Raw genomic sequence first — 24,291 nt, forward strand, 5'->3', positions numbered from 1 at the left:
TGCTTCTGGATTTCGCGCTTCTGGATCTGGCGCTTCTGGGGTCAGGCGCCGCGGCGGATGCGGCCCGCGTACAGCGCTTCCAGCCTGAGGTTGTGCGCGTCGCCCTCCGGCACGTTGGCCGACAGGTAGACCGGCGGCACCTGGCCGGCCGCCAGCAGGTCGCGCACCGTCCTGGCGACGACGAGCTGGGCGATCAGCGCGGAGGTGATGGTGGAGACGGCACCGGTGGCGCCTCCGTCGGGCAGGGGCAGCACGGCGTCGCCGTACGGGGCCCGGTTGTCGAGCACGACGTCGGCCAGGTCGGCGAGCTTGCGGCCCGAGGGGTGGCGGGAGGCGACCGCGTCGCTGTGCGCGTGCGAGGTGATGGCGATCAGGTCGTGACCGCGCTGCTTGACGAGGGTGGCGAGCTCGACCACGACGCCGTTCACGCCGGAGTTCGAGATGATCACGAACAGGTCGTCGTCGTGGACCGGGGCCGCCTCCAGGATGGCGCGGGCCACGGCCGGGTCGCGTTCGAGGTCGTAGCGGTCCAGCGCCTCACGGGGGGCGTCCCCGTACAGGACGATGTCGCGGAGGGCGAGGCGGTTGGTCGGCACCAGGCCGCCGGCGCGACCGGCGATCTCCATGGCGACCGCCTCGGAGTGGCCCGAGCCGAACGCCTGGATGACCCCGCCTCTGGTCAGCGCCCTGGTGAACAGCTCGGCGGCCTTCTCGATGGCCGGGTCGTCAGGGATCGTCCGGACGAGCTCGGCGATGTGGTCGGCGAATTGTTGCGGATTTATCGTCATAAATCTCCCTCGGGGAGTCCGTCTTCCGGCAGGCGATGCCCTTCCACGGCCCGCACCGTCACGTCGAACGCCTCCCGCGTCCGCTCGTACGTCCGCTGCGCCACCGACACGTACACCACGTCCAGCACCAGCAACTGCGAATGGATCGCCGCGAACCCGTCGGCCCGGAACGTCGTCTCCCGGCTCGCGGTCGTCAGCACCAGCTCGGCCACCTCGGCCAGCGGCGAACGGGGATGCGACGTCACCGCGACCGTGATCGCGCCGTGGCTCCCGGCCTCCGCCAGCACCTCGATGACCTCGCGCGTCCGGCCGCTGTGCGAGATGCCGATCGCCACGTCGCCCTGCCCGAGCAGCGCCGCGTCCGTGAGCGCGCTGTGCGCGTCGGACCTGCTCCAGGTGGGCACCCGCATCCGCTGCAGCCGGTACTCCATCTCGCTGGCGACCGCCGCGCTGCTCGACACCCCGAACAGCAGCACCCGCCCGGCCCCCGCCACCGCCTGCGCCACCTTCTCCACCACGGCCAGGTCGAGCTGGTCGCCGGTCTCCTGGATCAGCCGGATGTCGTTGCCCGACACCACGCCCAGCACCTTCTCCAGGCTGTCGCCGGGCAGGATCTCCTGGCCGATGTCGGTCTGCCAGGTCTGCTGCTTGACCCGCCCGGTCTCGGTGGCCACGGCCACGCGCAACTCGGCGTAGCCGCCGAAGCCCAGCGCCCGGCAGAACCGGGTGATGGTCGCGGTCGAGGTGCCGCTGCGCTCCGCCAGGTCCACGATCGTCAGCCGCGCCGCCTCGCCCGGGCCGGCGAGGATGGCGTCGGCGACCTTCCGCAGGGCTTCCGGCATCTCATGCCGTTCGGTCCTGATGCGGCCGAGTAGTTCCATGTGGTGATAATTATGCTCAACTCTTGGCCTGGTCAAGGCTTGCGGCGATAATTCTTGACATGAGGCTGGTTCTGGGCGTCGACGCCGGCGGCACCTCCACCCGCGCGGCAGCCTTCACCGTGGACGGCGTGGAAGTGGGACGCGGCACCGCCGGCGGCGGCAACCCCGGCACCCTCGGCCTCGACCGCGCCTGCGCCAACGTGTCGTCCGCCATCGCCTCCGCGCTCGCGGGAGCGGACTCCGCCCTGGTGGAGTCGGTCGTCCTCGGCCTGGCCGGCAACCCCGCCCTCGCCGACGCCCTGGCCCGGCGGCTCTTCGCCGCCTCCCCGGAGACCGGTCTCCCCCGCGCCCTCCGCCCGCGCCTCGTCCGGAACGTCGGCGACGTCGTCACCGCCTTCTGCGCCGGCACCCCGTCCCCATCGGGCACCGTCCTCATTTCGGGGACGGGGGCCATCGCGGCAAAAATTACCGGCCGCGCCGTCGTCGCCACCTCGGACGGCTACGGGTGGCTCCTGGGCGACGACGGCTCCGGCTTCTGGCTCGGCCGCACCGCCGCCCGCGCCGCCCTCCACGCGCTCACGGAAGGCCGGCCGTCACCCCTGGCTGATCTGGTCACCCGCCGCCTCCTCCCCGCCGCCCCACCCCACGATCCGGCCCCGGGTCCGACCCTGGGTCCCGCCCCGGGTCCCGCCCCGGGTCCCGCCCCGGGCCCCGCCCCGGGCCCCGCCCCGGGTCCCGCCCTGGGTCCGGCCCTGGCTGACCGCCTGGTCGCCGCCGTGCACTCCCGGCCGCCGCTGGCCCTCGCCGAACTGGCGCCCCTGGTCTCCGAAGCCGCAGCCGCCGGCGACCCGGAGGCCGTGGCCATCGCCTCGGAAGCCGCCCACCTGCTGGCCGCCACGGCCCTGCGCGTACACGATCCGGGCTCGCCCCTCGTGCTCGCCGGCAGCGTCCTCACCTCACCGGGCCCGATCCGGGACTCCGTACGGGCCCTGCTGGGAACCGTCCACACGGCGGGAGACCCGGCCGGCGCGGCGGCCTGGCTCGCGGCTCTGCCGTTCCTCGACCCGGCCGATGCCGAGAAACGCCATGCCCGCTTCGTTGCAGCACTGAGCCATTTCACCATGAGTACAGAGATTGAAAGGTCAGGGTTCATGGCGCCGCTTCGCTGGTGAGGGTCAGGCCGGTGTGTGCGATGAAGGCCTCGAGCAGAGCTGGCCGGTACTGCATCCGCTTGAGCCGGCTGCGGACCAGCGAGGCCAGCTGATCAAGAGTCGCCGGGGCGAGGTTGCCCAGGCTGCGTTTGAGGTGCGCCCATACTCCCTCGGTCGGGTTGAGCTCGGGTGCGTATGCGGGGAGGTAGAAGACGGTCAGCCAGGGCCGGGAGGCGATCAGGCGGCGCATCAGCGCGTCCCGGTACGTGGTGAGGTTGTCCCAGACCAGCACGATCGGTCCGCCCAGTTGCTGATGGGCGGCATCCAGCAGGAGGGCGTAATCGACCTCACGGAAACCTTTCGGCTCGCTGCGGCGGCCGCGATGCAGCAGTATCCGGTAGATCAGCCGGGTGCGCTGACCGGGTTTGAGGCAGATCAGCCCGGCCACCGAGACGCGGCCGGAGCCCTTGCCGGTGACGGTGATGACCGGGTGTGTCCCCGGCGGGACCTTGGGCGGCCTCAGCGACTGGCCTGCCTCGTCTTCGAAGCAGATCCACGGGTCCTGGTCCCGCGCGGTCTTTCCACGCTCGGCCAAGTCTCCTTCGCCCAGGTGGCGACGGCGTCCTCATCGCGCTCGGCGGCGCGCCGCTGCGGCACCTGGGGACTCCAGCCGAGCCGGTGCAGCAGATAGGAGGTGCCGCGCAGGGTGTAGGAGATCCGGAACAGTTGTTCGATCAGCGCGGTCACCCTGGCGAGAGTCCACCGCTGGTCCTCGCTCCCGCCATGAGCGGCCGGACCGGCGTCCAGGCGTACTCCAGGAGTGCCACCTGCTGCTCGGTCAGGCGGCAAGAGGACCCGCTCGGCCCTTTGGACCCCAAGGCTTCCAGCCCGCCCTGCTGCCAGGCCCGATGCCAGGTATAGGCGGACTTGCGGGAGACTCTCAGCTGCTTGGCCACCTGAGCGGGCGCCAGCCCGGCAGCGAACAACTCCCCGGCTCGCATGCGCACCTGCTCGCGCTTGGCTCGGGCGGCCGGGGTCAGGCCACCACCATCCGGATACCGCATCTCACCGGCATAGTCACCGACCTGCCGAAAAGCACGCAACCACGCCGAGGAACCTCAACCTTTCAACCTCTGTAGCAGCAGAGCTCCATCGCCAGACGTCGCCAGCTTACAGTCACGATGGTTCGATTTTCGCTGGCAGAAGGCTTGAATGAGAAGCTCACTCACTGTCGTTACATTGCTATCAAGCATATCTTGATCAGTCATGCACCCGAGGTTCCACACATGTCGTAGCATAATTCGAAAAATCTAAGACTCCGTTATTACGATACCCCACCATGTCACCCCCTCTGGGAGGCTGACTTCAACCTGGCGAACAATCTTGCGCCCCGCCGGATAATTACCGACTCTGATTTTATTGGGGCCATTTAAGCAGCCATAACTGAGGCGAGAGGTGTTAATTTTGACAGATGCATCACTAGGCACTCCGACGCATTGAAAGGCGACAGTGTATGAGCTATCGCTCATGAAGCGCCCACTCCAATTTGTAGAGCCTTGGTCGTTACCCGAATGGCGAAGCAGAATACGGCCGCCGGCAAGTTTAATAAGGCTATCCAAAGGTGACATAGAGTAAGTTGAGGGGGTAGTATATTCGTGCTCAAAACTTTTATCATTGCTAGTCGAGCAGCTTGTCATCAAGACCAGGCAGATACCCATACAGGCATAACGAGTCATATTCGGCCATTCTCACTTCTAACAAAGCTCAAGGTGGCTACATCTCAGGGTTGATAGCACGGAGCTCCGACCCCCGCAGAACTCGAGTTCAACTGGGGGCCGGAGCAGCGCTATGAGAAGGAATAGGACTGGCTACCAGCCTCCGTCATAAGGTACCCACCCGGAAGCTGGACCCGTACTCTTGGCGCTGGTGTCCCTACCCCCACTCCTCGGGCGATAGTAGAGTGTGCCTGTTGTCTGCAGCCGAAATTGAGTGACGGAGCAGACTCCTCCCGCGGTCTGCCAGCAATCCGCGACCGCTGCATTAGGGCTCGACCATACGCTCGTACGAAAAGCAACCTTGCCGTACAGCGGCCCAACTTTCCGGCTTGTCTGCCCGATGAGCTGCAGTTGGTCTCCACAGTCTTTTCCGGCAGATTGAGATACGGATACCCCGGCGGCGCCCGAGTACCCGACGCCGTCTTTGCTCCACGAACCACTGGCCTCGAAATTGTATTGCAAATTCGTCGACCTGACGACCCAACAAGGCTTTACCTGCAGATCTGCACTAGAGTGCCCTAGTGCATATTTATGCAGTGCCCATTGCTTTTTATCGAGTATCCACCGACCATTTCTTTTTACTTGAGGATTTATGAACCATGAACTGTAGTAGAGAGTTGCGACGGAGCCGATTTTATTGACAGTCCACGTAGTGTGATCTCGAGGATTACACTCCCTCCAGACTGCCTTATGGAGGACCTCGAAAAGGGTTCCCTTTTGATAGCGCTGTGTCGACCTGGAGGGGCCTCCCATAGAGGTCCACGGTGCGACGCTCGGACTACATGGATCAGAAGACTGTTGCGCCTTGCTTTGCGTATCTGGCCGAGAAGCCGCACCAGTAAGAGCCAACTTCTGAGCGAGATAGGATTCCCCATCTGTCTCTATCAGGTCTGTACTGTCCTCGTAGACATCAGGCGGCACCTGAATGACCTTCATGTCTCCACAACGATCAAAGACATGAATTGAGATAAGGAACTCACCGGGCTCTATCTGGTCATTCTTCGTTACTTGCGCCGTGGAACTTGCGGCGACCTCCGAAACCTCCACCCATTCGCGTTTAACCTTGACAGTGATCCGGATGCTACCGTCGGCCATGGCTTCGACAACTGAGTCGGAGAGCTCGACGCTCGACCCAGTTCGCTTGACACCCGCTTGCTCCATCGCCCTTCGCTGCTCCACCAGGGACGCATTTAGCAACGAAAGCTTGGCTGTGCTGGGAGCCGTTGGGGTAACCCCAGGAGCGTCCCAGATCGTTTCGGCCCTGCCTTCAAGAACAGCATCCTGCGCCCGATAGTAATCGAGGACCCGGTCGAGGTATGCCTGGCCGGCCATGCTCCTAGAACCTGCTAGTGACGCGGCGTCAATCGTTGCCTCTCGCACAGCACCAAGGGGCGAATTACAGGCTCCCTCCGGATTGGGAGGTGGCGGCACTTCCTTAGGGGTAGCTGCAACGTTCTCCCAGCCACTAACACCATAAGCTGTTTTTGCGCGAACCTTGATGGTGTATGTCTGCCCGTTGACAAGGTTGCCCACCGCAACCCATGAATCCTGCACCTCTAATGTCTTGACTATACTCCCGTTACTGTCACCTATCTCGATATCATAGCCATCCAGCGAGGCAATACTCCCGTTGGATTCGGGTAGGCCCCAGCTCGCCACGATGCCGGAATCGCCGCCGGATGCCTGGAGATTGAGCACATTACTGGGAGGGCCCGCTGGTAGATAGGTGAGAGACAGTGATGGCTGCTCGGCCGCTGTCGCGTCGGCAAACCTTATAACACCATCACTGTTTGAGGTGAGGAGAAGCCACTGATATTCACCGCCAGCAATATCGGCTTGCGGGCCAGTGAGCGGCAGCACGTATGGCTCGGTACTGGTATCAGCGTCTCCAGGAAGATCCGAACCCTTCGACTCAGCCGTAACGGCGCTTTTTAGCGGGGTAGCGGTTATGACAGCATCAGACGGGCAATGGCCCACCGAGCATACCGGGGTGCCAAGCTTGAGTAAGCCCTCCAATATAGCGGCCCCATTCGGAAGCTCATCCATTTTGAAGCCCAGCGCAGCAGCCGTCTTATCGTCTCCTGCACCACCGATCTCCATAACTGACGTATCGCTCACTAGACAAGGCGAGCCGTCGCAGGCGGTCGGGCTCGTCTTGACATTTTTAATAACGAAGTTGTCAGTTCCCAGAATGAGATTTCGGGCCTCAGGCTCAGGACCTGGCTCCGCAGGCGTTCCAGGAGTAACAAAGCTGCTAGCTGTAGACTTCGAGGTGCAAACCTCAGTTAGTCCATCACCTATCGCAGATTCCTGAAATGAGACTGCATCCTCTCCTGCGGCCCGGATATGTCCCGACTCGAGAGCAGCATTCATGTCACTGACGATTTCGGGCACCGTTTGAGCGCGGTTGTAGATGCGCACTTCGTCGATGATGCCCTCGAAGTACTCTCCATAGAGAGAGTTTCCACCGATGTGAACCGCGCCACCGTCATCGGCGACGTTGCCAGCGACCGTGTTTTCGCCGACCTGTTTCCCGTTGAGGAACAGGCGCACTGTCGTGCCATTGTAGGTGACGGCGAGGTGGCTCCAGGTGTCAACCGGGAGGGGAGCGGAACCAGAGGCACTTCCTCCGCTGTTCTCCGTTATGACCAGGCCGGAAGGGCGGGTGCCATTCGAGGCGTACAGGCCGTAGGACAGATCCCATACGGTCTCGTTGTCCTTGCCAATGACCGTACGCCAGCCAGCGACATCGCTGGGGTTCACCCACGCAGACAGCGTGAATTCGTTGCTCATCGTCAGAGACGGGGAGTGGTTGACGCTCACCCAGCTCGAGACGCCGTCGAAGGACAGGCCCTTTCCGAACTTGCCGTTGACCCAGGAGGCGTCACTGGCGATGCCGTTATTGGTACCTGTGACATCCCCGATGGTGGTCCCGGCGCCTTCATTCATGCCATAGGCGGCTACCAGGCCCGAAGGCGTGGGTGTGGGGGTTGGCGTGGGGGTCGGTGTCGGTGTGGGTGTCGGCGTCGGGTCAGGGTCGGGTGGTGAGGTCTGTCCCTCTGGCGCGGTGACGCAGGCCGTCATCTGCCACTTGTAGGTGCTGCCCGGCTGCACCATGTTGGCTGGCACCTGGAATGAGGCCCGCTCTCCACCGTTGACCGTGCGACTGCCCAGCGGCACAGCCCCGACGGGTGCCCCTGTGCTGTCGTACAGGTAGTACTTCGCGGTGACCGGTCCTCCTGATGGCCGGTCGACCATGCCCGAGAGAATCGGCTGCATCGGGTCAGCCATGCCGGTCTCGGTGTCGCTCGGCAGGACGGGGGCGTCGGACGTGATGCGATACGCCGGGCTCTCATTGCAAGAGGGCGGGGTCACGCCGGCACGGCACGCCTTGACCACGAACTTGAAGCTCGCCGGGTTGTCCAGCGTGAACACCTTGTCCAGCGTCTGCCCGGACGGGATGTTGTTGTGCGTCGTCGTCCCTGGGACGCCGACCAGGGTACGGATCTCGTCAGAGCTCAGTACCCGCTGGTAGACGTGGACATCGTCCACGGATCCGTCGAGGTTCCCCGCCAGGACACGGGCGCGGCCGATCTCGAAGGCGCCCTGGGCGTTCCAGCTGACGGTGTAGTCGCGTTCGCCGGCCAGCACGCCGTCCACGTACAGACGGATCTTGCCCGCGGTCTTGTCGTACTGGGCGGCCAGGTGGGTCCACTCGCCGATCTTCGCCAGGTTCGCCGACTGGATGGGCGTCTCGTAGATACGGTCGGCACGATCCTGGTCGAGCATCGACAGCAGCCAGCGCTGGTCGTACTCAGGCGCTGTGGACGTCCGGTACGACAGTGTGAAGCCCGGCTGGTGAACGCCCATCTGCGACAGGACGTTCTGTTCCTCGGTGCTGCTGTTGAGCCGCACCCAGGCCGTGGCGGTGAAGCTCTGATTGGTGTTGATGACCGGGCCGGTGGTCGCGGCATGACCGCCCCTGAACGTCACCGCCTGGCCGAGCTGGCCGGGCACCCGCGTGTGGGCTCCGGTCAGGGTGGCGGTCCGGTTGTTGCCGGAGGAGTCGGTGACGGTGGCGCCGGAGGCTTCGTCCAGCTTCCAGAACGCCGCCTCGCCCGTGGGCAGCTGGGCGGCAGGCGGAGGCATGGTCGAGTCGTTGACCGTCACCGTGTAGTTGAGCGGCTTCGCCTCGGGCACGCTGGACTTGTACGTCACCTTGACGTTGGTGCTGCGGGCGATCGCGTCGTTGCCGTCCATGGAGTCGATGGACTCGGCGGTCACGGTGGGGATCTCCGGAGGCAGGAGCCAGTCCACGCTCAGCTTCGGCTTCACACCGCCGGTGAACATCTGCGGCCAGAACAGGAACTCCTCGCCGTAGCCCTGCGGTGTCGACCCCTCGTTGTTCAGCTTCAGCAGCAAGCCGTGGTTGGCGGTGCCCGAGGCCCACAGCCGCGCCATCGCGGTCAGGTTCCAGCTCCAGATCGAACCGTTGCTGCCCGGCAGCGAGCACGGATCGATCGAGGAGCGGCCTTCCTCCGTGGTGGCGGGCTGGTTGCTCCAGAAGGTGTCGTCGGCCACCCACGCCTCGGTGATCCGCTGAGCCGTGATGCCCTGGAACTCGCTGCAGTTGGTCACATCTGCGCGCAACTGCAATTGCATAGTGGCCTTGCTCACCTGCTTCCCGGCGATCGGGGCGGTGTCGAAGGCCATCAGGGTGCGGAAGAACGATTCCGTGTAGACGCACTTGAGCGGACAGCCGCTGCCGTAGTTCCACCTGCCCACGATGCCCGGCGATCGCTGGGAGTTCGGGGAGTGGACGGCGACCTCCTGCGTGATCCCGAGAGTGGTCGTGGGATCAACGGTGACCGGGTACTTCGTCGCCGGATCGGCCAGCCAGGCCGCATCCGGCTTCAGCACCAGCACGGAGGAACCGTTCTCCGATTCCACGCTGGTCTTGATCTTCTTCTGCCGGCCCGGCTGGTTCGCGCTGGGCTTGTCGGCCGCGGCGTCCCACATCAGCGGTGCCGGGGCTGAGGCCACCTTCTTGCCCTCGGCGCCCTTCAGCTTGAGCCCGCCGGACTTGGTCATCGACAGCTTGAGGCCCTTGGCCTGCACCGGGATGCGGAACTCCACCGGCCCGGTGGGGCGCTCCCGCAGCACGACGTCGTGTCGGAACCCGGTCGGCAGCGCCGTCACCACCAGGTCGCCCGATGGCCCGGCGACTCCCACGTACGTCGCCACGTTGCCCTTGATCTGCGGAGCGGGCAACGGCGTCGGCCAGGACAGCCCGAACGACTGCTCCCGGCCCAGCATCATGGTCGCGAACGGGCTGGTCCCGCCCGTTGACAGGCGCAGCTTGGCCTTGGCGAGCTTGGGCTTCAGGACGCCGTTCTGCTCGACGAGGGACGTGTCGATCCATGCCCAGGAGCCGTCCCCTTGCTTGAGCTGGCTCGGGCCGGAGTAGGACTCTGTGGTGAGGTGCCCATCGGGGTAGGCCCATGTCCGGGAGGTCTCGGTGTAGGCCGCCTCGACCGCGACCGGCTTGTTCTGCTGCTTCGCCTCCGCCACCGCCGCGCGCAGGGCCGCGTCGGGGTCCTCCGGGCGGGGGAACGTGGTGACCGACGGACTTGAGGGTTCCTGCGGGTCGGGCTCGGCCGCTGCCTGTCTGACTGGTCCTGCGACCAGCAACGATGCTGCCACCGTGAGCACCGTCGCCGACACGAGACTTCGGCCCGGTTTCCTGAGGAGCCGGGCCCTTCTTCCTAACTCGTTCACAAACACCTTCAATCCCCGTGAGTCTGGATTGTCAGGCTTGATCATCGAGCGGTAGGCCAATTCGATCAATATGGCGTAGATCACAATAAAATCAACATAAAAACCCGTAACTTTTGCCCTGTCGTCGACGATTCCAGACGGGTGCGGCTACTCGGCAAGAGGAAATTCGAGTTTCCCTTTTCCGGTGGATCGGTTGCCGCCTTCAGGGCGTGATCGTAAGGTCACAGCCAGCACTGGAACGAGCGCACTGGAGGCGCAATGGGCAAGCATGAGCGGGATCCGAAGAAGGACAAACCGTTCACCCCAGACAAGCCTCAGCCGGACGCCAGAAAAGGGGGCGACGGAAAGCACACCGGTGGCAGCGGCACCAAGAAATGACGCCGACAGGTCCCGTACGGGAGGGCGTACGGGACCTGTCGGATTCGTCGGGCGTCAGGCGGTCTTGGTGAAGCGGAACGACGTCAGGCCGTTGCCGTCGTTCCAGACGTCGGCGGCGGTCGAATGGCCGAGGCTGTTGATGCGGCGCACCTCCAGCACGATCCTGGTCGGCTCGTCGACGGTGATCCGCTCGCTGATCGGGCTGGTGGTGTTCTGGCCGATGTGACCGGCGCCGTTCCCGGCGCGGGTGTGGTCGGCGATCTGGTTGAGTATCCGCGCGCTGCGCGGCAGGAGGGTGTTGGTCGTGGCGTTGCGGAGGCGGCCGACGATGTACGTGTTGACCGGGGGAACCCCCGAGAGCCTGGTGCGGACGTTCAGGTCGAGCGAGTAGGTGCCGGCTTCGGGCAGGGTGACCGCGAGCCGGGTGTTGACCCAGGTGCCGGACGCGGTCGGCTGCAGGTTGACCCGGGCGGGCAGGTAGGAGATTCCGGACGGCATCGGGTGAAACTGGGCGACGGCGGCCGCCGTGGAGGCAGGGGCCGTGACGGTGCCGCCGATGGCCAGGGCGGCGGCTGTGGCGGTGAGCGCGGCTGCACGGATGAGGGTGTGCATGAGGGGCTGACCTCCCGATAAAGAGGGACCGGGTCTGGTGACGCCCACGCTATGAATTACTCAGAGCATCTGTAAGGCTACTATCCGTTTTATGGTTACAGTCCCCATTGCGACAAATGCGCGCCACTGAAACGCGGGGAGGAAAGTTGAATGGGGCGGAAAACGTCCACGGGATTGAAACGCTGATCGCGGAGATCGGCTTGGTGGACGGCCCGATCGCCTCGGCGCTGCGCGCGGTGCATCGGCACCGGTTCGTCCCGTCCGTCGGGCTGGCTCATGCGCCCGACGACACGGTTCGCCTCATCGACCGGGACGCCGATCCGGCTGACTGGATGGCGGCCGTCTACACCGACACCAGCATCGTGACCCAGCTGGACGACGGCAGGAGCGCCGTCGAGGATCGGGACGGCGACTACACCTCGTCCGCGTCGGCGCCCAGCACCGTGGTCGAGTTGCTGCGGTGGCTCGGCGCCGAGCGCGGGCAGCGGGTTCTGGAGGTGGGCACCGGCACCGGCTGGACGGCCGCCCTGCTCTGCCACCTGGTGGGCGCGGCGAACGTGACCTCCGTCGAGATCGATCCCATGGTGGCGGGCCAGGCGGCCTGGAGGCTCGCGGAGGCGGAGCTCCGTCCCCATCTGGTCGTGGGGGACGGGGCGGACGGGTGCGCGGAGCGCGCGCCGTTCGACCGGGTGCACGTCACCTGCGGCGTCCGGACGATCCCGTACGCCTGGGTCCGCCAGGCCCGGCCGGGGGCGGTGATCGTGCTGCCCTACAGCCCGGGGTTCGGCACCAACCACGGCCTCCGGCTGGTCACCACCCGGGACGGCACCGCGTACGGCCGGTTCCCGGGGTTCGCCTCGTACATGATGATGCGCTCCCAGCGGCCCCGCCCGGTCCGGCCGCCGCGCGGGCCCGAGGACAGGCACCATCTGACCACCCGCGTCGATCCCCGGACGATCGCGCACGCCCCGGCGGGGGCGGATCTGGCCGTCGCGGCGCTGACCGGCGTGGCCTGTCACGGCAGCGCGGAGCCCGACGAGGACGGGGAGCTGTATCGGATGTGGCTGTCGGACCCGGAGGAGCCGGGGTCGTGGGCGGTCGTGGACTGGCGGCCGGACGCCGAGGAGTACGAGGTCTTCCAGGTGGGCGACCGGCCGCTGTGGGACGAGGTGACCGACGCCTACTTCCGGTGGGTGAGCTGGGGCGAGCCGGGCCGTGACCGGTTCGGGATGACGGTCACGGCCGACGGGCAGCGGGTGTGGCTGGACGACCCGGGGCGGCCGCTGTAGTCGGCCGATCTGCTCTGTCCGCGGTCTATCGGACATCCCTACATGTCCGTAGAAGCACGGGCATTTCACCGGGGCCCTTCACGGCGCATGTCAATTTCTGTAAGACAGAGTCGAGGTGAGGGATGGACCTACGCCATATCCGGTACGCGATCACCATCGCCCGTGCCGGCAGCCTGCGCCGAGCCGCGGCTCTTCTGCGCGTCGCCCAGCCGACCCTGTCGGAACAACTCAGGGCGCTGGAGAGGGAGCTCGGCGTCGAGTTGTTCAGCCGTTCGCCGTCCGGGGTGCAGCTCACCGAGGCGGGCGAGGTGTTCCTGGCCCAGGCGACGGTCGCGGTGGACGCGCTGGGGAGGGCGGCCACGGCGGCCCGGGGCAAGGGGCGGACCGCCAGGCTGGGCGTGGCCGACGGGCTGGGCGACGTCGCCGCCCGCCTGCTCGCGCAGCTCCAGCAGGCGCGGCTGCGCATGGCGCCGATGGGCACCGCCGAGCAGCTCGTCTCGCTCATGGACGGCACGCTCCAGGCGGGCCTCGGCTACGCGCCGGGGTCGCTGCCGCGCGGGGTGGCGCGTGTGCTCGTCCACCGCTCCCCCGTGCGCGCCCTGCTGCCGCGCGACCACGAGCTGGCCGCGTACGTGCGGCTGCCGCTGGCGGCGCTGGCGGGCGAGCCGCTGGTGATGCCGGAGTCGGAGGCGGTCGCGGGGGCGCGCCGGTTCCTGGAGGCGTTCGTGCGGCATCGCCTGCATCCCCGGCTGGGGCCGTCGGCGGCCACGCACGACACGGTCGTCGCCATGGTGGGCGAGGGCGCGGGTTACGCGCTGTGCGTGCGCGAGGGGGTTCCGGTGCCGGAGCGGCTGGCGTTCGTGCCGATCGAGGAGGAGGTGCCGCCCATCGAGGTGGTGCTGCTGTGGAACCGCCAGGCGGACGTGCAGGACGTGGTGAGCGCGGCGCGGCACCTGGCCAGATCTGGATAGCAATATTATCCAGTGATGCGCATGTCCGAACTGAGCGCCGAGTCCGGCGTGCCCATCGCCACGATCAAGTACTACCTGCGCGAGGGCCTGCTCCACCCGGGCGAGCAGACGTCCGCCACCCGGGCCGAGTACGACGCCACGCACCTGCGCAGGCTGCGCCTGATCCGGGCGCTGCTGGAGGTGGGCAGGCTGCCGGTGTCGGCCATCAAGAAGGTCGTGGAGGCGGTCGAGGACGAGTCGCTGCCGGTCCACACGATGCTCGGCACCGCCCATTACGCGCTCAGCCCGCGCGTCGAGCCGGAGGCGACGCCCGAGTGGGACGCCGCGCTGGCCGAGGTCGACGCGTTCCTGGCCGGCCTGGGCTGGAAGGTGGAGCCGGAGGCGCCGGCCCGGCACGAGCTGGCGCACACGGTGATGCGGATGCGCCAGCTCGGCCACACGCCCGAGCTGGCCCCGTACGCTGCGGCGGCCGGCAGGCTGGTCGAGGAGGTCGAGATCGACACGATCCCGTACGACGGCCCGCGTGACGCCGCCGTGGAGGCGCTGGTGCTGGGGACGGTCCTGTACGGGCGGGCGTTCGACGCGCTGCGCCGCCTGGCCCACGAGTCGACCTCGGCCCGCCGCGTGTCCGGCGGGTCGTGAAATTCCGGTTGCCGGTGGCCCGCGCCGCTCGGCAAGATCGAGTATGGCGCTGACACCCGAGCTCGTCGCTTACTACGCCCAGGACCTGGAGCACGAACGGCTGCGCGAAGGGCGCAACCGGCTGGAGCTGTGGCGCACGCAGGACGTGTTGCGCCGGACGCTGCCCCCGGCCCCGGCCCGGGTGCTGGACGTGGGCGGCGGCACCGGGGCGCACGCCGAATGGCTGAGCGCCGACGGCTACGAGGTCGAGCTGCTGGACCCGATCCCGCTGCACGTCGAGCGGGCCGCGCGGCTGCCCGGGGTGCGCGCCCGGCTGGGCGACGCGCGCCACCTGCCGGTGCCCGACGCGAGCGCCGACGCGGTCCTGCTGCTGGGCCCGCTCTACCACCTGCCCGAGCGCGCCGACCGGGTGCGGGCGCTGGCGGAGGCCCGGCGCGCCGTACGGCCGGGCGGGCTGGTGGCGGCCGCGACCATCAACCGCTACGCGGCCGTGCACGGCACCATCCAGCTCGGCCACTACGTGCGCGCGCCGGAGCGGCAGGCCGCGCTCGCCGCCGCGACCGGCGGCGTCATGCTCTCGCCGGGGCGCGGCTTCACCGCCTACTTCCACGATCCGGACGACGTGCCGGGCGAGTTCGCCGACGCCGGGTTCCCCGAGGTCGGCAGGTACGGGCTGGAGGGGGCGTTCTGGTTGTACGGGGACCTCGACGACTGGCTCGACGACCCGGGGCGGCGGGCGCTGCTGCTCGACGCCCAGCGGGTCATGGAGTCCGAGCCGTCGCTGCTCGGGGTGAGCGGTCACCTGCTCACGCTCGCCCGGCGCCCTCTCTGAGCAGCCCGACGATCCCGGCCAGGCCCTCGTCGCCGTGGCCCTGCGCGACCCGCCGGGCCATCAGGTCCATGAACGGCGTCAGCAGCCCGGGGTCGACGCCCTGCTCCCGCGAGGTGTCCAGGAACGTGGCGTTGCCCGTGGACATCATGGCCAGGTTGGAGTGCACGCCGAGCGTGTAGTCGCCGCTCTCCAGCTGGGCGGCCATGCCGTGGGCGGCTCCGGACATCGCGCCGAGCCAGCCGGCGAGCAGCGTGGCGAACCGCGACAGGTCCACCTCCTTCTCGCCGTCGACCAGGGCGAAGGCGTGGGTGGTGCCGGCGAACATCGCGGTCATGGCGCTGAGCAGCGCGACGTCGTACAGCGCCGCGTGGCCGGCGTCCGAGCCGACGTAGTTCACCCCCGCCGGGACCTCCAGCGCCTCCCGGTGCCGCTCGAACAGGGCCTGGTCGCCGCTGTAGAGGATGTAGCCGCCGCTCTCCGGGACGCCGATCATCGGCGGGACGGCCATGATGCCGCCGTCCAGGAAGCGGGCGCCGCGTTCCTCCGCCCAGCGGGCGCGCCGCCTGCCCTGCTCGGGGGTGCCGGTGGTCAGGTTGATCAGGTCCTTGCCGGCCAGGTCGGCGCCGTCCAGCGTCGCGCCGACGGAGTCGTCGTCCAGCAGGCACAGGATCACGGGACCGGTGGCCGCGGCCACCGCCTCGGCGGCGCTGCCTGCCGCGCGGGCGCCCGCCGCGACCAGCGGTCCGGCCTTCTCCGGGGTACGGTTCCAGACGGTCAGCGGGTGCCCGGCGGCGAGCCAGGACCGGCCCAGCGCGGCGCCCATGTCGCCGAGGCCGAGCAGAGTGATGGGAGTCTTGGACGTGTTCATGCGTCCAGGCTCGCGCCCGCCCCTGATCAAGATCAAGAACGCACTTTATTGTGGGTGGTTACCTTATGGTGGGTTCATGACCAGGCGGGATACGTACGTGTGCGGGATCGACGCGGCGATCGACGTGGTCGGCGGGAAGTGGAAGGTGCTCATCCTGTGGGCGCTGGACGAGGGGCCGTGCCGGTTCGGCGAGCTGCGGCGCGGGATTCCCGGTGTCACCGAGAAGGTGCTCACCTCGCACCTGCGCGAGCTGGAGTCCGACGGGATCGTCTTCCGGGAGGAGGCGGTCGAGGGGGCGGTGCGGCGCGTCACCTACGCCCTCACCCCGCTCGGCGTCTCGCTCAACGCGGCGCTCGCACCCCTCGGCGCGTGGGGGCGTGAGCACCTGCTGAACGGGCGCGCCGCCCACGACCACGCGGCGGCCTCCTAACCCCGGCCTCAGAAGCAGGTCAGGCCGGGGTTCTGGGCCGGGGCGCAGGGGCCCTGGTTGCCGCCGCCACTCCCCGTACCGTCATGTCGTCTCCCGTCCCCGTAGCTGACCGGCGAGCGCCAGCATCCCCCCGTGGAGGCCGCCCGGTGAAGCGCGGAACCGGACGCCGAAAAGGGATGAAACCATGACGGCACTGGGCCTTCCCGGCATGCCCCTAGGGTGATCACATGACTGAACTTGATCGCATTCGCTGGCAGTTCGACCTGACGTGGTCGCTGCTGACCCTCCACCTCGACCAGCTCACCGACGAGGACGCCCTGTGGGAGCCGGTGCCGAACTGCTGGACCGTGCGACCGCGCCCCGACGGCACGTGGACCGCGGACTTCTCCATGGAGGAGCTCGACCCGATCCCGCTGCCGACGATCGGATGGGTGATGTGGCACATGGGCATGTGGTGGGAGAACGCGTACGCCGGATGCTTCGGCGACGGCGCCTCCGCCGACTGGGCCGCCGTGGCGGCGGCCACCACGTGGCCGGGCGACGTGCGCTCGGCCGTGACCTCGTTGACCGGCCACCACGACCGCTGGCGCGCCGCCCTGGACGCGCTCTCCGACGCCGACCTCGACGCGACGGACCGCACCACCTGGTTCGCCGAGGGCGGCCTGACCCTCGGCCACGTGCTGGCGTGGGCGAACGTCGAGCTGATGAAGAACGCCGCCGAGATCGGCAGCCTGCGCCTCCAGCGGGCGAACCTCCGCTGACCGCCGCGTACACCCTCTCTGTGGCCGCCAAGTGCTCTCGCTGCTGAACGAGCTGTATGACGGGCCCGCGGCGCCGGCCGTCGGGGCGTTCCTGGACGCGGTGGACTCCGTCATGAACAGCAACACCTTCCTGCTCAAGGTGCGCGCCGACGTGCCGGTGACCGGCGGCGACCGGGCCGAGGTCCTGTCCGCGTTCCTGCGCGATCCGCTGTTCGAGGAGATGATGCTCGCCGTCGACCGGAGCCGGGGGTGGTGGAACCTCCAGGACGGCGACGGCCCGCTGGTGGTGGATGGCCCGGTGCGGCCGGACGTACGGGAGCTGGGCGCGGACGGGTTCTGGCGGCGGCTGCGCTGGATGTTGCGGGAGGCGTTCAGTCCTTACGGGCGGCACCTGGACGACGCGGCGACCGGGGCGGTGCTGGGGCCGTTGCCGCAGGCGCTGTTCGGGGGTGACGTGGCGGGGTGGTCGTTCTGCGAGGTGCGGCCGGACTTCCTGCGTGGCACGGGGTATTACTCAGGTGCGACTTGTGCTGGCTTGGCCTACTTTGATGGTGGAGAGTCGGACACGGCCACGTTCTTCTACCGTGGGGATGTCTTCTACCTGTTGCTGACCAACGGGTCTCCATGACGCGGCGGCGGCCCGGTGGTCGGGTGCCGGTTGCCGTGTGGCGGTTGACGGGTGCCGGTTGTCGAGGTGTGAGGGGCGGGTGGCGAATGCGGGCGTCAGAGGGTCTGCGTGCGGTGGCCGCGGCCCGGTCCGTCGCCTCGTCGCTCGGCCTGGCGGCCGACGACGCGGTCGTCCTCCAGGACTCCAACAAGCTCACGCTGCGGTTGACCCCGTGTGACGTGCTGGCCAGGGTGGCGCCCGAGGCGGAGCACGTCGCGCCGTTCGAGGTCGAGCTGGCGCAACGCCTCGCCGCGACCGGCAGCCCGGTGGCCGCGCTGGACCCTCGGGTGAAGCCGGGCGTGCACGAGCGTGACGGGTTCGCCGTGACGTTGTGGACGTACTACGAGCCGGTGACGCCGGACGCGGTCGCGCCACCGCCGGACGCCTACGCCCGGGCGCTCGAACGGCTGCACCACGGGATGCGCACGCTCGATGTCGCCGCGCCGCACTTCACCGATCGGGTCGAGGAGGCTCTGCGGCTCCTGGCGAGCCATGACCGCACCCCGGCGCTCTCCGACGAGGACCGGGACCTGCTCGGCGACACGTTGCGAACCCTGGGCCGGGCCGTGGACGAGCGTGGCGGCGCCGCCCAGCAGCTGCTGCACGGCGAACCCCACCCGGGCAACGTGCTGACGACGAGGGAGGGGCTGCTGTTCATCGACCTCGAGACGTGCTGCCGCGGACCCGTGGAGTTCGACCTCGCCCATGCGCCCGAGGACGTGGGCCAGCACTATCCGGGCGTGGACCCGGGTCTGCTGCGCGACTGCCGGACCCTCGTACTGGCGATGGTCACCACGTGGCGCTGGGACCGCGACGACCAGCTCCCGGACGGGCACCGGCTGGGCGTGGAATGGCTCGCCCAGCTCCGCGCCGCCCTCGATGCCGACCAGCCGGATGCCGCCTCGCATCGCGCTGGTTGACGCCGTTTCTCACGAAGCCATCGAGGTGGCGCGCATGGCCAGGTAGCGGGCGAAGGCCTCCTGACCGTCGGGCACGAACGGCCAGCGGCACATCGCCAGCCGCAGCTCCGCCTCCCCCATCCAGCCGTACCACGGCACCTCGGCCGGGTCCGGGCGCAACGGGCCGGTGATCACCGCCTCGTGCACCCCCATCCAGTACGGGCCCAGCATGCCCCGGCACAGGAACTTGACGACGAACTCCACCGGCGCCCCCACGCCCAGCTCCTCGGCCAGCTCCCGGCGGGCCGCCTCCTCGTAGGACTCGCCGATGTCCACCCCGCCGCCGACCAGCACGTCGTAGTAGCCCGGGAAACGGGGGGAGTCGTCGGGGCGGCGGTGCACGAGGATGCGGCCCCGCTCGTCCCTGCACACAGTGGTGGCGATGCGGTGCAGCCAGCCCCGCCGGGTGGCCTCGTCGCGATCCGCGACACCGACCACGTCGTCTTGCTCGTTCACCAGTTCTATACGTTCGTCCACGGGGCCACGATCTCAGATGGGTGTGACAGTTTCGACACCCCTAGGGGGACGCGGGGGCGGGTTGGGGGTCGGGGGCCGGTCGTGGGAGCGGGTGGGCGTTGTCGCGCTCCTGCCGTGGTGTTCTCCGGGCGGCCCATCCCAGGCGGCTGACGCCGCGCCGCCCATCCCCGGCGGCTGACGCCGCATGGCCCTCACGGGCGGGGCGCTGCGCGCCGGGCAGTTCGGACGTTATTCCAAGGCGGCTCACGCCGCAGCGGAACGCCCCGATGCCACCGAAAAGCCCACTTGCCACAGCCCACTCGCATCGTCAAGCCGTTCGGGGCGCAACGCCTCGCCTGTGAGGGCCTTGCGTTCCGGTGTGGGCCGCCCACCGTGACCGCGTGAACCGCCCGGCGCGAAGCGCCCCCATGTGAGGACGATGTCCTGCGGCGCCAGCCGCCCTGGAAGGACGTCCGAGCTGCCCGGCGCGCAGCGCCCCCACCCGCGAGGGCCATGCGGTGCGGCGCTAGCCGCCCCTGGAAGGACGTCCGAACCGCTCGCGCGCAGCGCCCGGCCCGTGAGGGCCTTGCGGTGCGGCGCCAGCCGCCCAAACGACCGGCTGAACCGCCCGGCGCGAAGCGCCCCCACGTGAAGACGACGCCCTGCGGCGCCAGCCGCCCCGAAAGGGCGTCCGAACCGCCCGGCGCGAAGCGCCCCCACCCGTGAGGGCCATGCGGTGCGGCGCTAGCCGCCCCGAAAGGACGCCCGAACCCGCGCGGCGCGCAGCGCCCCGCCCGTGAGGGCCTTGCCGTTCGGAAGGTCGAGACCGTAGGTGCGCGACGTCGTGACCGGTTAAAGCTCTTAGGCGGTTAGTCGGTGATCGTGGCGGGGCGTTTCAGGAGCCAGAGCGCCGCCCGTTGCAGCAGGGTCCGGTGGATCTCGTTCTCGTACGACCGCGTGTCATGTCCGAGCGCGTCGTAGAAGACCCTCCCCCGCCGCACCGGCCGGGCCCAGATGAGCGGCTGGCCGTGGGAGGAGGCGAGGGGCCGGACGTCGGGCAGCACGTCGAGGTCGCTGTACACCTCGTCGACGACGTCGAAGTCGCGCAGCCCGTCGACGATGGGGTGGCCGCCGTGGACGCGGACGCTGGTCCAGCCGAGCGGCGGGTGGTGGGACTTGGGCCAGGTCCAGCAGCCGCCGAGGACGCGGGGCCAGCCTTGCCAGTCGTCGAAGCAGATGGACGCCGTGTGCATGCACAGCAGGGCGCCGCCGCGGTCGAGGTGGTCGAGGAGGGTGGTGCGGGCTTGGGCGGGGAGGTGGAAGCGCCATTGGTCGCGCTGGTCGGCGAAGCGTTCGTGGGTCATCTGCCAGCGGAGCGCGTTGATGGTGATGAGCTGGACTTCGGGTGGTTCGCTGAGGGCGCCGGCGATGTCTTCGGTGGTCTCGGATTCGACGCCGACTTCGGCGAGCGCGTCGGCGAGGGCGGCCGACGTGGCGTCGAAGTCGTGGTACAGGCCTCCGGAAAGGATGAGATTTCGCGCCATTTCCCAAGCTCATCATGCTCATCGCGGTATTTCTACCCATCGGCTGTCACATCCGGTGATGCGGGACCGTCCTCTCGGGAGGAGGGAAGGAGCGGGCATGCTTGATACGGGTACCCTGCCCGGCATGACGGGGACCGCTGAGTTCGAGGAACACCGTCCCGCCCTGCTCGGCCTGGCCTACCGGCTGCTGGGCAGCATGTGGGACGCCGAGGACGTGGTGCAGGAGGCGTGGCTGCGCTGGCAGGGCACGGATCGTGACGTGGTCCGGGAGCCGCGGGCGTTCCTGATCACGGTGGTGTCGCGGCTGGCGCTGGACCAGCTCCGCTCGGCCCGGGTGAAGCGGGAGGCGTATCCGGGACCGTGGCTGCCGGAGCCGGTGGCGTCGGCGGAGGCGGGGCCGCTGGACACGGCGGAGCTGCGGGACACGGTGGCGTACGCGACGCTGCATCTGATGGAGCGCCTGTCGCCGCCGGAGCGGGCGGTGTTCGTGCTGCGGGAGGCGTTCGAGCTGCCGTACGACGAGATCGCGGAGATCGTCGGCGCGTCGGTGGCGAACGCCCGGCAGATGCACCATCGGGCGTCGGTGCGGCTGGCGGAGGGCCGGGACCGGTTCCGGCCGTCGTCGCGGGAGCACGAGGAGCTGCTGGCGCGGTTCATCGCGGCGGCCGGGGGCGGCGATCTGGGGCCGTTGACGGATCTGTTGCACGAGGACGTCGTGATGTGGAGCGACGGCGGCGGCCGGGTCCGGGCGGCGCTGCGGCCGATCGAGGGCCGCGACAAGGTGCTGCGGTTCCTGGAGGGGGTGCTGGCCCGCTACGAGTACGGCGGGCTGTCGGTCGTGGACGTGAACGGCCATCCGGGGATCTGGATGGAGATCGGCTCCGATCATCAGCTGGTCGTCCTCGACTGGCACGAGGGGCGCGTGCGGGGCATGTACGGCGTGCTGAACCCGGACAAGCTCGCCCGGGTGCGGGCGTCGTCTCTATAGTCGCCGTTATGGATCTCGGCATCGCAGGCAAGGTCGCACTCGTCACGGGTGGCAGCGCGGGCATCGGGCTGGCCGCCGCCCGGAGTCTCGCCAGGGAGGGGTGCCACGTGTGCGTGTGCGCCCGCAGTCCGGAGAAGCTGGCGGACGCGGTGGTGGAGTTGCAGGAGTTCGGCGGCGTGGTGCACGCGGTGCTCGCGGACGTGGAGGACCCGGAGGCGGCCGAGCGGGTGGTGCGCGAGACGCAGGACGTGGTGGGGCCGGTCGACATCCTGGTCGCCAACGCGGGCGGGCCGCCGCCGGGCCGGTTCGTGGACGCGAGCCTGGCCGAGTGGGACGTGGCGGTGCAGCGCAACCTGCTCGGCACCGTGCGGCTGGTGCGGGCGGCGCTGCCGGGGATGCGCGAGCGCGGCTGGGGCCGCATCGTGACGGTGACGAGCCGGTCGGCGCGGGAGGCGATCGACGGGCTGGCCCTGTCCAACGCGACGAGGTCGGCCGTGGCGGGCATGGTCCGCACGCTGGCCCGTGAGGTGGGCGGCGACGGGGTGCTGGTCACGAACGTGATGCCGGGCCCGATCGACACCGACCGGCTGCGTGAGGTGGCGGGCGGCGAGGACGGGCTGGCGGAGCGGGCGGCCGTCGTGCCGCTGGGCCGGATCGGCCGGGCCGAGGAGGTGGGCGACGTGGTGGCGTTCCTGGCGAGCGAGCGGGCGTCGTTCGTGAACGGGATCTCGATCCTGGTGGACGGCGGCGAGAGCCGCGTCATCGCCTGACGAGGGCCCCGGCGGCCTCGCCTGGCCGGAGTCCGTTCCCTGCCGCATGACATCCTTCTCCCAAGGACGACGTGAGAGGCAGGGGAATGGACAAGCCGGTCATCGTGACGGTCGACGACGATCCTGGCGTGTCGCGGGCGGTGGCCCGCGACCTCAGACGCCGCTACGGCCGCGACTACCGGATCGTCCGCGCGGAGGCCGCCGTGCAGGGCATCGAGGCGGTCAAGGAAATGCGGCTGCGTGGTGACGAGGTGGCCGCCATCCTGGCGGACTACCGGATGCCGCAGATGAACGGGGTCGAGTTCCTGGAAAAGGCGATGGACATGTACCCGTTCGCGCGACGGGTGCTGCTGACCGCCTATGCCGACACCGACGCGGCGATCCAGGCGATCAACGTGGTGGATCTGGACCATTATCTGCTCAAGCCGTGGGACCCGCCGGAGGAGAAGTTCTACCCGGTGATCGACGGGCAGCTCGACGCCTGGCAGCGGACGGACCGGGTGCCGGTGGCGGAGCTGCGCGTGGTGGGCGACCGCTGGTCGGCGCCGTCCTACCAGGTGCGTGACTTCCTGGCGCGCAACCACGTGCCGTACCGGTGGATGCTGGCCGAGGAGCCCGACGGGGCGCAGCTCGTGGCGGCGGTGGGGCAGGAGTGCCGGCTGCCGCTGGTGGTGACGTCCGACGGGTCGTCGCTGCAGGCGCCGGACCAGTCGACGCTGGCCTCGGCGGTGGGGCTGTCGACGACGCCGGCGACGGACTTCTACGACCTGATCGTGGTCGGCGGCGGCCCGGCGGGGCTGGGCGCGGCCGTCTACGGCGCGTCGGAGGGGCTCAACACGGTGCTGGTGGAGGCGCACGCGTCGGGCGGGCAGGCGGGGCAGAGCTCCAGGATCGAGAACTACCTGGGCTTCCCCGACGGCGTCTCGGGCCAGCAGCTCGCCGACCGGGCGCGCAGGCAGGCGCTGAAGTTCGGGGCGGAGCTGCTGACCGCGCGGAAGGTGACGCATCTGGAGCCGCGCGGCCAGGCCCGGGTGATCGGGTTCAAGGACGGCGGGGAGATCGCGGCGCACGCGGTGATCCTGGCGACCGGCGTGACCTACCGGCGGCTGGACGCGCCGGGCCTGGACGACTTCGTCGGCCGGGGCGTCTACTACGGCGCGGCCCTGACCGAGGCGCCGTCGTGCAGGGACAGCGAGGTCTACATCGTGGGCGCGGCCAACTCGGCGGGCCAGGCGGCCGTCCACCTGTCGGGGTACGCCAGCCGCGTGCACCTGCTGGTGCGCGGTGACGGCCTGGAGAAGTCCATGTCGCACTACCTCGTCGAGCAGATCCAGGCGATCGGCAACATCGAGGTGCACCTGGAGAGCCAGGTGACGGGCGGTGCGGGCAACGGGCACCTGGAGAGGCTGTCGATCGCGCGCAAGGGCGAGGAGCGGACGGTCGAGGCGCAGTGGCTGTTCGTGTTCATCGGCGCGGAGCCCTACACCTCGTGGCTGGGCGAGACGGTCGAGCGGGACGCGAAGGGGTTCGTGCTGACGGGGCCCGACCTGGTGCAGGGGGGCAGGCGGCCGCGTAACTGGACGTTGCGCCGGGAGCCGTACTTCCTGGAGACGAACGTGCCGGGCGTGCTGGCGGCGGGTGACGTGCGCGCCGAGTCGATCAAGCGGGTGGCCTCGGCCGTCGGGGAGGGCGCGATGGCCGTCGCGCTCGTGCACCGGTATCTGGAGAAGCAATGAGCCCGGTATCTGGAG

General features: G+C 68.9%; 22 protein-coding genes. 12 read left to right on the forward strand and 10 right to left on the reverse strand.

Annotated elements, in window-relative coordinates:
• Positions 1-41 precede the first annotated feature (41 nt).
• Positions 42-788 (reverse strand): SIS domain-containing protein, encoded by a 747-nt coding sequence (locus tag AB0J53_RS43240; RefSeq protein WP_219510174.1) that lies wholly within the window; start codon positions 786-788, stop codon positions 42-44.
• Positions 785-1,669 (reverse strand): MurR/RpiR family transcriptional regulator, encoded by an 885-nt coding sequence (locus AB0J53_RS43245; protein WP_364183653.1) that lies wholly within the window; start codon positions 1,667-1,669, stop codon positions 785-787. Before AB0J53_RS43245 ends, AB0J53_RS43240 begins: the two co-directional genes overlap by 4 nt.
• A 59-nt stretch (positions 1,670-1,728) precedes the next feature.
• Here AB0J53_RS43245 and AB0J53_RS43250 point away from each other — a divergent pair, with 59 nt between their 5' ends.
• Positions 1,729-2,841 (forward strand): BadF/BadG/BcrA/BcrD ATPase family protein, encoded by a 1,113-nt coding sequence (locus AB0J53_RS43250; RefSeq protein ID WP_364183656.1) that lies wholly within the window; start codon positions 1,729-1,731, stop codon positions 2,839-2,841.
• Here AB0J53_RS43250 and AB0J53_RS43255 read toward each other — a convergent pair.
• The 5 genes from AB0J53_RS43255 to AB0J53_RS43275 form a co-directional block, all read right to left on the reverse strand.
• Positions 2,819-3,415 (reverse strand): transposase, encoded by a 597-nt coding sequence (locus AB0J53_RS43255; protein ID WP_364183658.1) that lies wholly within the window; start codon positions 3,413-3,415, stop codon positions 2,819-2,821. The two genes, AB0J53_RS43250 and AB0J53_RS43255, sit on opposite strands and share 23 nt — an antisense overlap.
• A complete protein-coding gene (locus tag AB0J53_RS43260) occupies positions 3,340-3,567 on the reverse strand; it encodes a winged helix-turn-helix domain-containing protein (RefSeq protein ID WP_364183661.1) in 228 nt (75 codons plus the stop codon). Before AB0J53_RS43260 ends, AB0J53_RS43255 begins: the two co-directional genes overlap by 76 nt.
• Positions 3,564-3,884, reverse strand: coding sequence for a helix-turn-helix domain-containing protein (locus AB0J53_RS43265; RefSeq protein WP_364183664.1), 321 nt, complete (start codon positions 3,882-3,884; stop codon positions 3,564-3,566). Before AB0J53_RS43265 ends, AB0J53_RS43260 begins: the two co-directional genes overlap by 4 nt.
• Before the next feature lie 804 nt (positions 3,885-4,688).
• Positions 4,689-10,457 (reverse strand): LamG-like jellyroll fold domain-containing protein, encoded by a 5,769-nt coding sequence (locus AB0J53_RS43270; RefSeq protein WP_364183667.1) that lies wholly within the window; start codon positions 10,455-10,457, stop codon positions 4,689-4,691.
• A gap of 348 nt (positions 10,458-10,805) precedes the next feature.
• Positions 10,806-11,363 carry a hypothetical protein gene (locus AB0J53_RS43275; protein WP_364183670.1) on the reverse strand — a complete coding sequence of 186 codons (558 nt, stop codon included), beginning with the start codon at positions 11,361-11,363 and terminating at the stop codon, positions 10,806-10,808.
• Between the two features lie 203 nt (positions 11,364-11,566).
• Between AB0J53_RS43275 and AB0J53_RS43280 the strand changes: the two genes are divergently transcribed.
• From AB0J53_RS43280 to AB0J53_RS43295, 4 genes are all read left to right on the forward strand, one after another.
• Positions 11,567-12,652 carry a methyltransferase domain-containing protein gene (locus AB0J53_RS43280; RefSeq protein ID WP_364183710.1) on the forward strand — a complete coding sequence of 362 codons (1,086 nt, stop codon included), beginning with the start codon at positions 11,567-11,569 and terminating at the stop codon, positions 12,650-12,652.
• Between the two features lie 122 nt (positions 12,653-12,774).
• Positions 12,775-13,623: a LysR substrate-binding domain-containing protein gene (locus tag AB0J53_RS43285; RefSeq protein ID WP_219510164.1), complete on the forward strand. Its 849-nt coding sequence runs from the start codon at positions 12,775-12,777 to the stop codon at positions 13,621-13,623.
• Between the two features lie 15 nt (positions 13,624-13,638).
• Positions 13,639-14,265, forward strand: a complete 627-nt coding sequence (locus AB0J53_RS43290) for a MerR family transcriptional regulator (protein WP_364183672.1) — start codon at positions 13,639-13,641, stop codon at positions 14,263-14,265.
• A 43-nt stretch (positions 14,266-14,308) separates the two neighbouring features.
• Positions 14,309-15,097, forward strand: a complete 789-nt coding sequence (locus AB0J53_RS43295; protein ID WP_364183674.1) for a class I SAM-dependent methyltransferase — start codon at positions 14,309-14,311, stop codon at positions 15,095-15,097.
• On the opposite strand, the gene AB0J53_RS43300 is transcribed toward AB0J53_RS43295, so the two are convergent.
• Positions 15,072-15,965 carry an NAD(P)-binding domain-containing protein gene (locus tag AB0J53_RS43300; RefSeq protein WP_364183676.1) on the reverse strand — a complete coding sequence of 298 codons (894 nt, stop codon included), beginning with the start codon at positions 15,963-15,965 and terminating at the stop codon, positions 15,072-15,074. The genes AB0J53_RS43295 and AB0J53_RS43300 overlap by 26 nt on opposite strands.
• A 76-nt stretch (positions 15,966-16,041) precedes the next feature.
• On the opposite strand from AB0J53_RS43300, the gene AB0J53_RS43305 reads away from it, so the two are divergent.
• The 4 genes from AB0J53_RS43305 to AB0J53_RS43320 all read left to right on the forward strand — a co-directional run bounded on the left by AB0J53_RS43305 (position 16,042) and on the right by AB0J53_RS43320 (position 18,743).
• Complete coding sequence (locus AB0J53_RS43305; RefSeq protein WP_364183679.1) at positions 16,042-16,395, forward strand: helix-turn-helix domain-containing protein; 354 nt, start codon at positions 16,042-16,044, stop codon at positions 16,393-16,395.
• A gap of 227 nt (positions 16,396-16,622) precedes the next feature.
• The gene (locus AB0J53_RS43310; protein ID WP_364183682.1) at positions 16,623-17,156 is read left to right on the forward strand and encodes a DinB family protein; all 534 of its coding nucleotides are present in this window, start codon (positions 16,623-16,625) and stop codon (positions 17,154-17,156) included.
• A gap of 31 nt (positions 17,157-17,187) precedes the next feature.
• Complete coding sequence (locus AB0J53_RS43315) at positions 17,188-17,784, forward strand: hypothetical protein (RefSeq protein ID WP_364183685.1); 597 nt, start codon at positions 17,188-17,190, stop codon at positions 17,782-17,784.
• An 86-nt stretch (positions 17,785-17,870) separates the two neighbouring features.
• Positions 17,871-18,743, forward strand: a complete 873-nt coding sequence (locus tag AB0J53_RS43320; protein WP_364183687.1) for an aminoglycoside phosphotransferase family protein — start codon at positions 17,871-17,873, stop codon at positions 18,741-18,743.
• A gap of 9 nt (positions 18,744-18,752) precedes the next feature.
• Here AB0J53_RS43320 and AB0J53_RS43325 read toward each other — a convergent pair whose 3' ends face one another.
• Positions 18,753-19,259, reverse strand: a complete 507-nt coding sequence (locus AB0J53_RS43325; protein WP_357585391.1) for an NUDIX domain-containing protein — start codon at positions 19,257-19,259, stop codon at positions 18,753-18,755.
• Between the two features lie 848 nt (positions 19,260-20,107).
• Positions 20,108-20,782: a ThuA domain-containing protein gene (locus AB0J53_RS43330; RefSeq protein ID WP_364183690.1), complete on the reverse strand. Its 675-nt coding sequence runs from the start codon at positions 20,780-20,782 to the stop codon at positions 20,108-20,110.
• 124 nt (positions 20,783-20,906) lie between these two features.
• Here AB0J53_RS43330 and AB0J53_RS43335 point away from each other — a divergent pair, with 124 nt between their 5' ends.
• The 3 genes from AB0J53_RS43335 to AB0J53_RS43345 all read left to right on the forward strand — a co-directional run bounded on the left by AB0J53_RS43335 (position 20,907) and on the right by AB0J53_RS43345 (position 24,276).
• The gene (locus AB0J53_RS43335; RefSeq protein WP_219510153.1) at positions 20,907-21,770 is read left to right on the forward strand and encodes an RNA polymerase sigma-70 factor; all 864 of its coding nucleotides are present in this window, start codon (positions 20,907-20,909) and stop codon (positions 21,768-21,770) included.
• A gap of 8 nt (positions 21,771-21,778) precedes the next feature.
• Positions 21,779-22,540 (forward strand): SDR family oxidoreductase, encoded by a 762-nt coding sequence (locus AB0J53_RS43340; RefSeq protein ID WP_364183693.1) that lies wholly within the window; start codon positions 21,779-21,781, stop codon positions 22,538-22,540.
• 71 nt (positions 22,541-22,611) lie between these two features.
• The gene (locus AB0J53_RS43345) at positions 22,612-24,276 is read left to right on the forward strand and encodes an FAD-dependent oxidoreductase (RefSeq protein WP_364183695.1); all 1,665 of its coding nucleotides are present in this window, start codon (positions 22,612-22,614) and stop codon (positions 24,274-24,276) included.
• Positions 24,277-24,291 lie beyond the last annotated feature (15 nt).

This window comes from Nonomuraea sp. NPDC049725, assembly GCF_040674795.1.
Classification (GTDB): Bacteria; Actinomycetota; Actinomycetes; order Streptosporangiales; family Streptosporangiaceae; genus Nonomuraea; species Nonomuraea ceibae.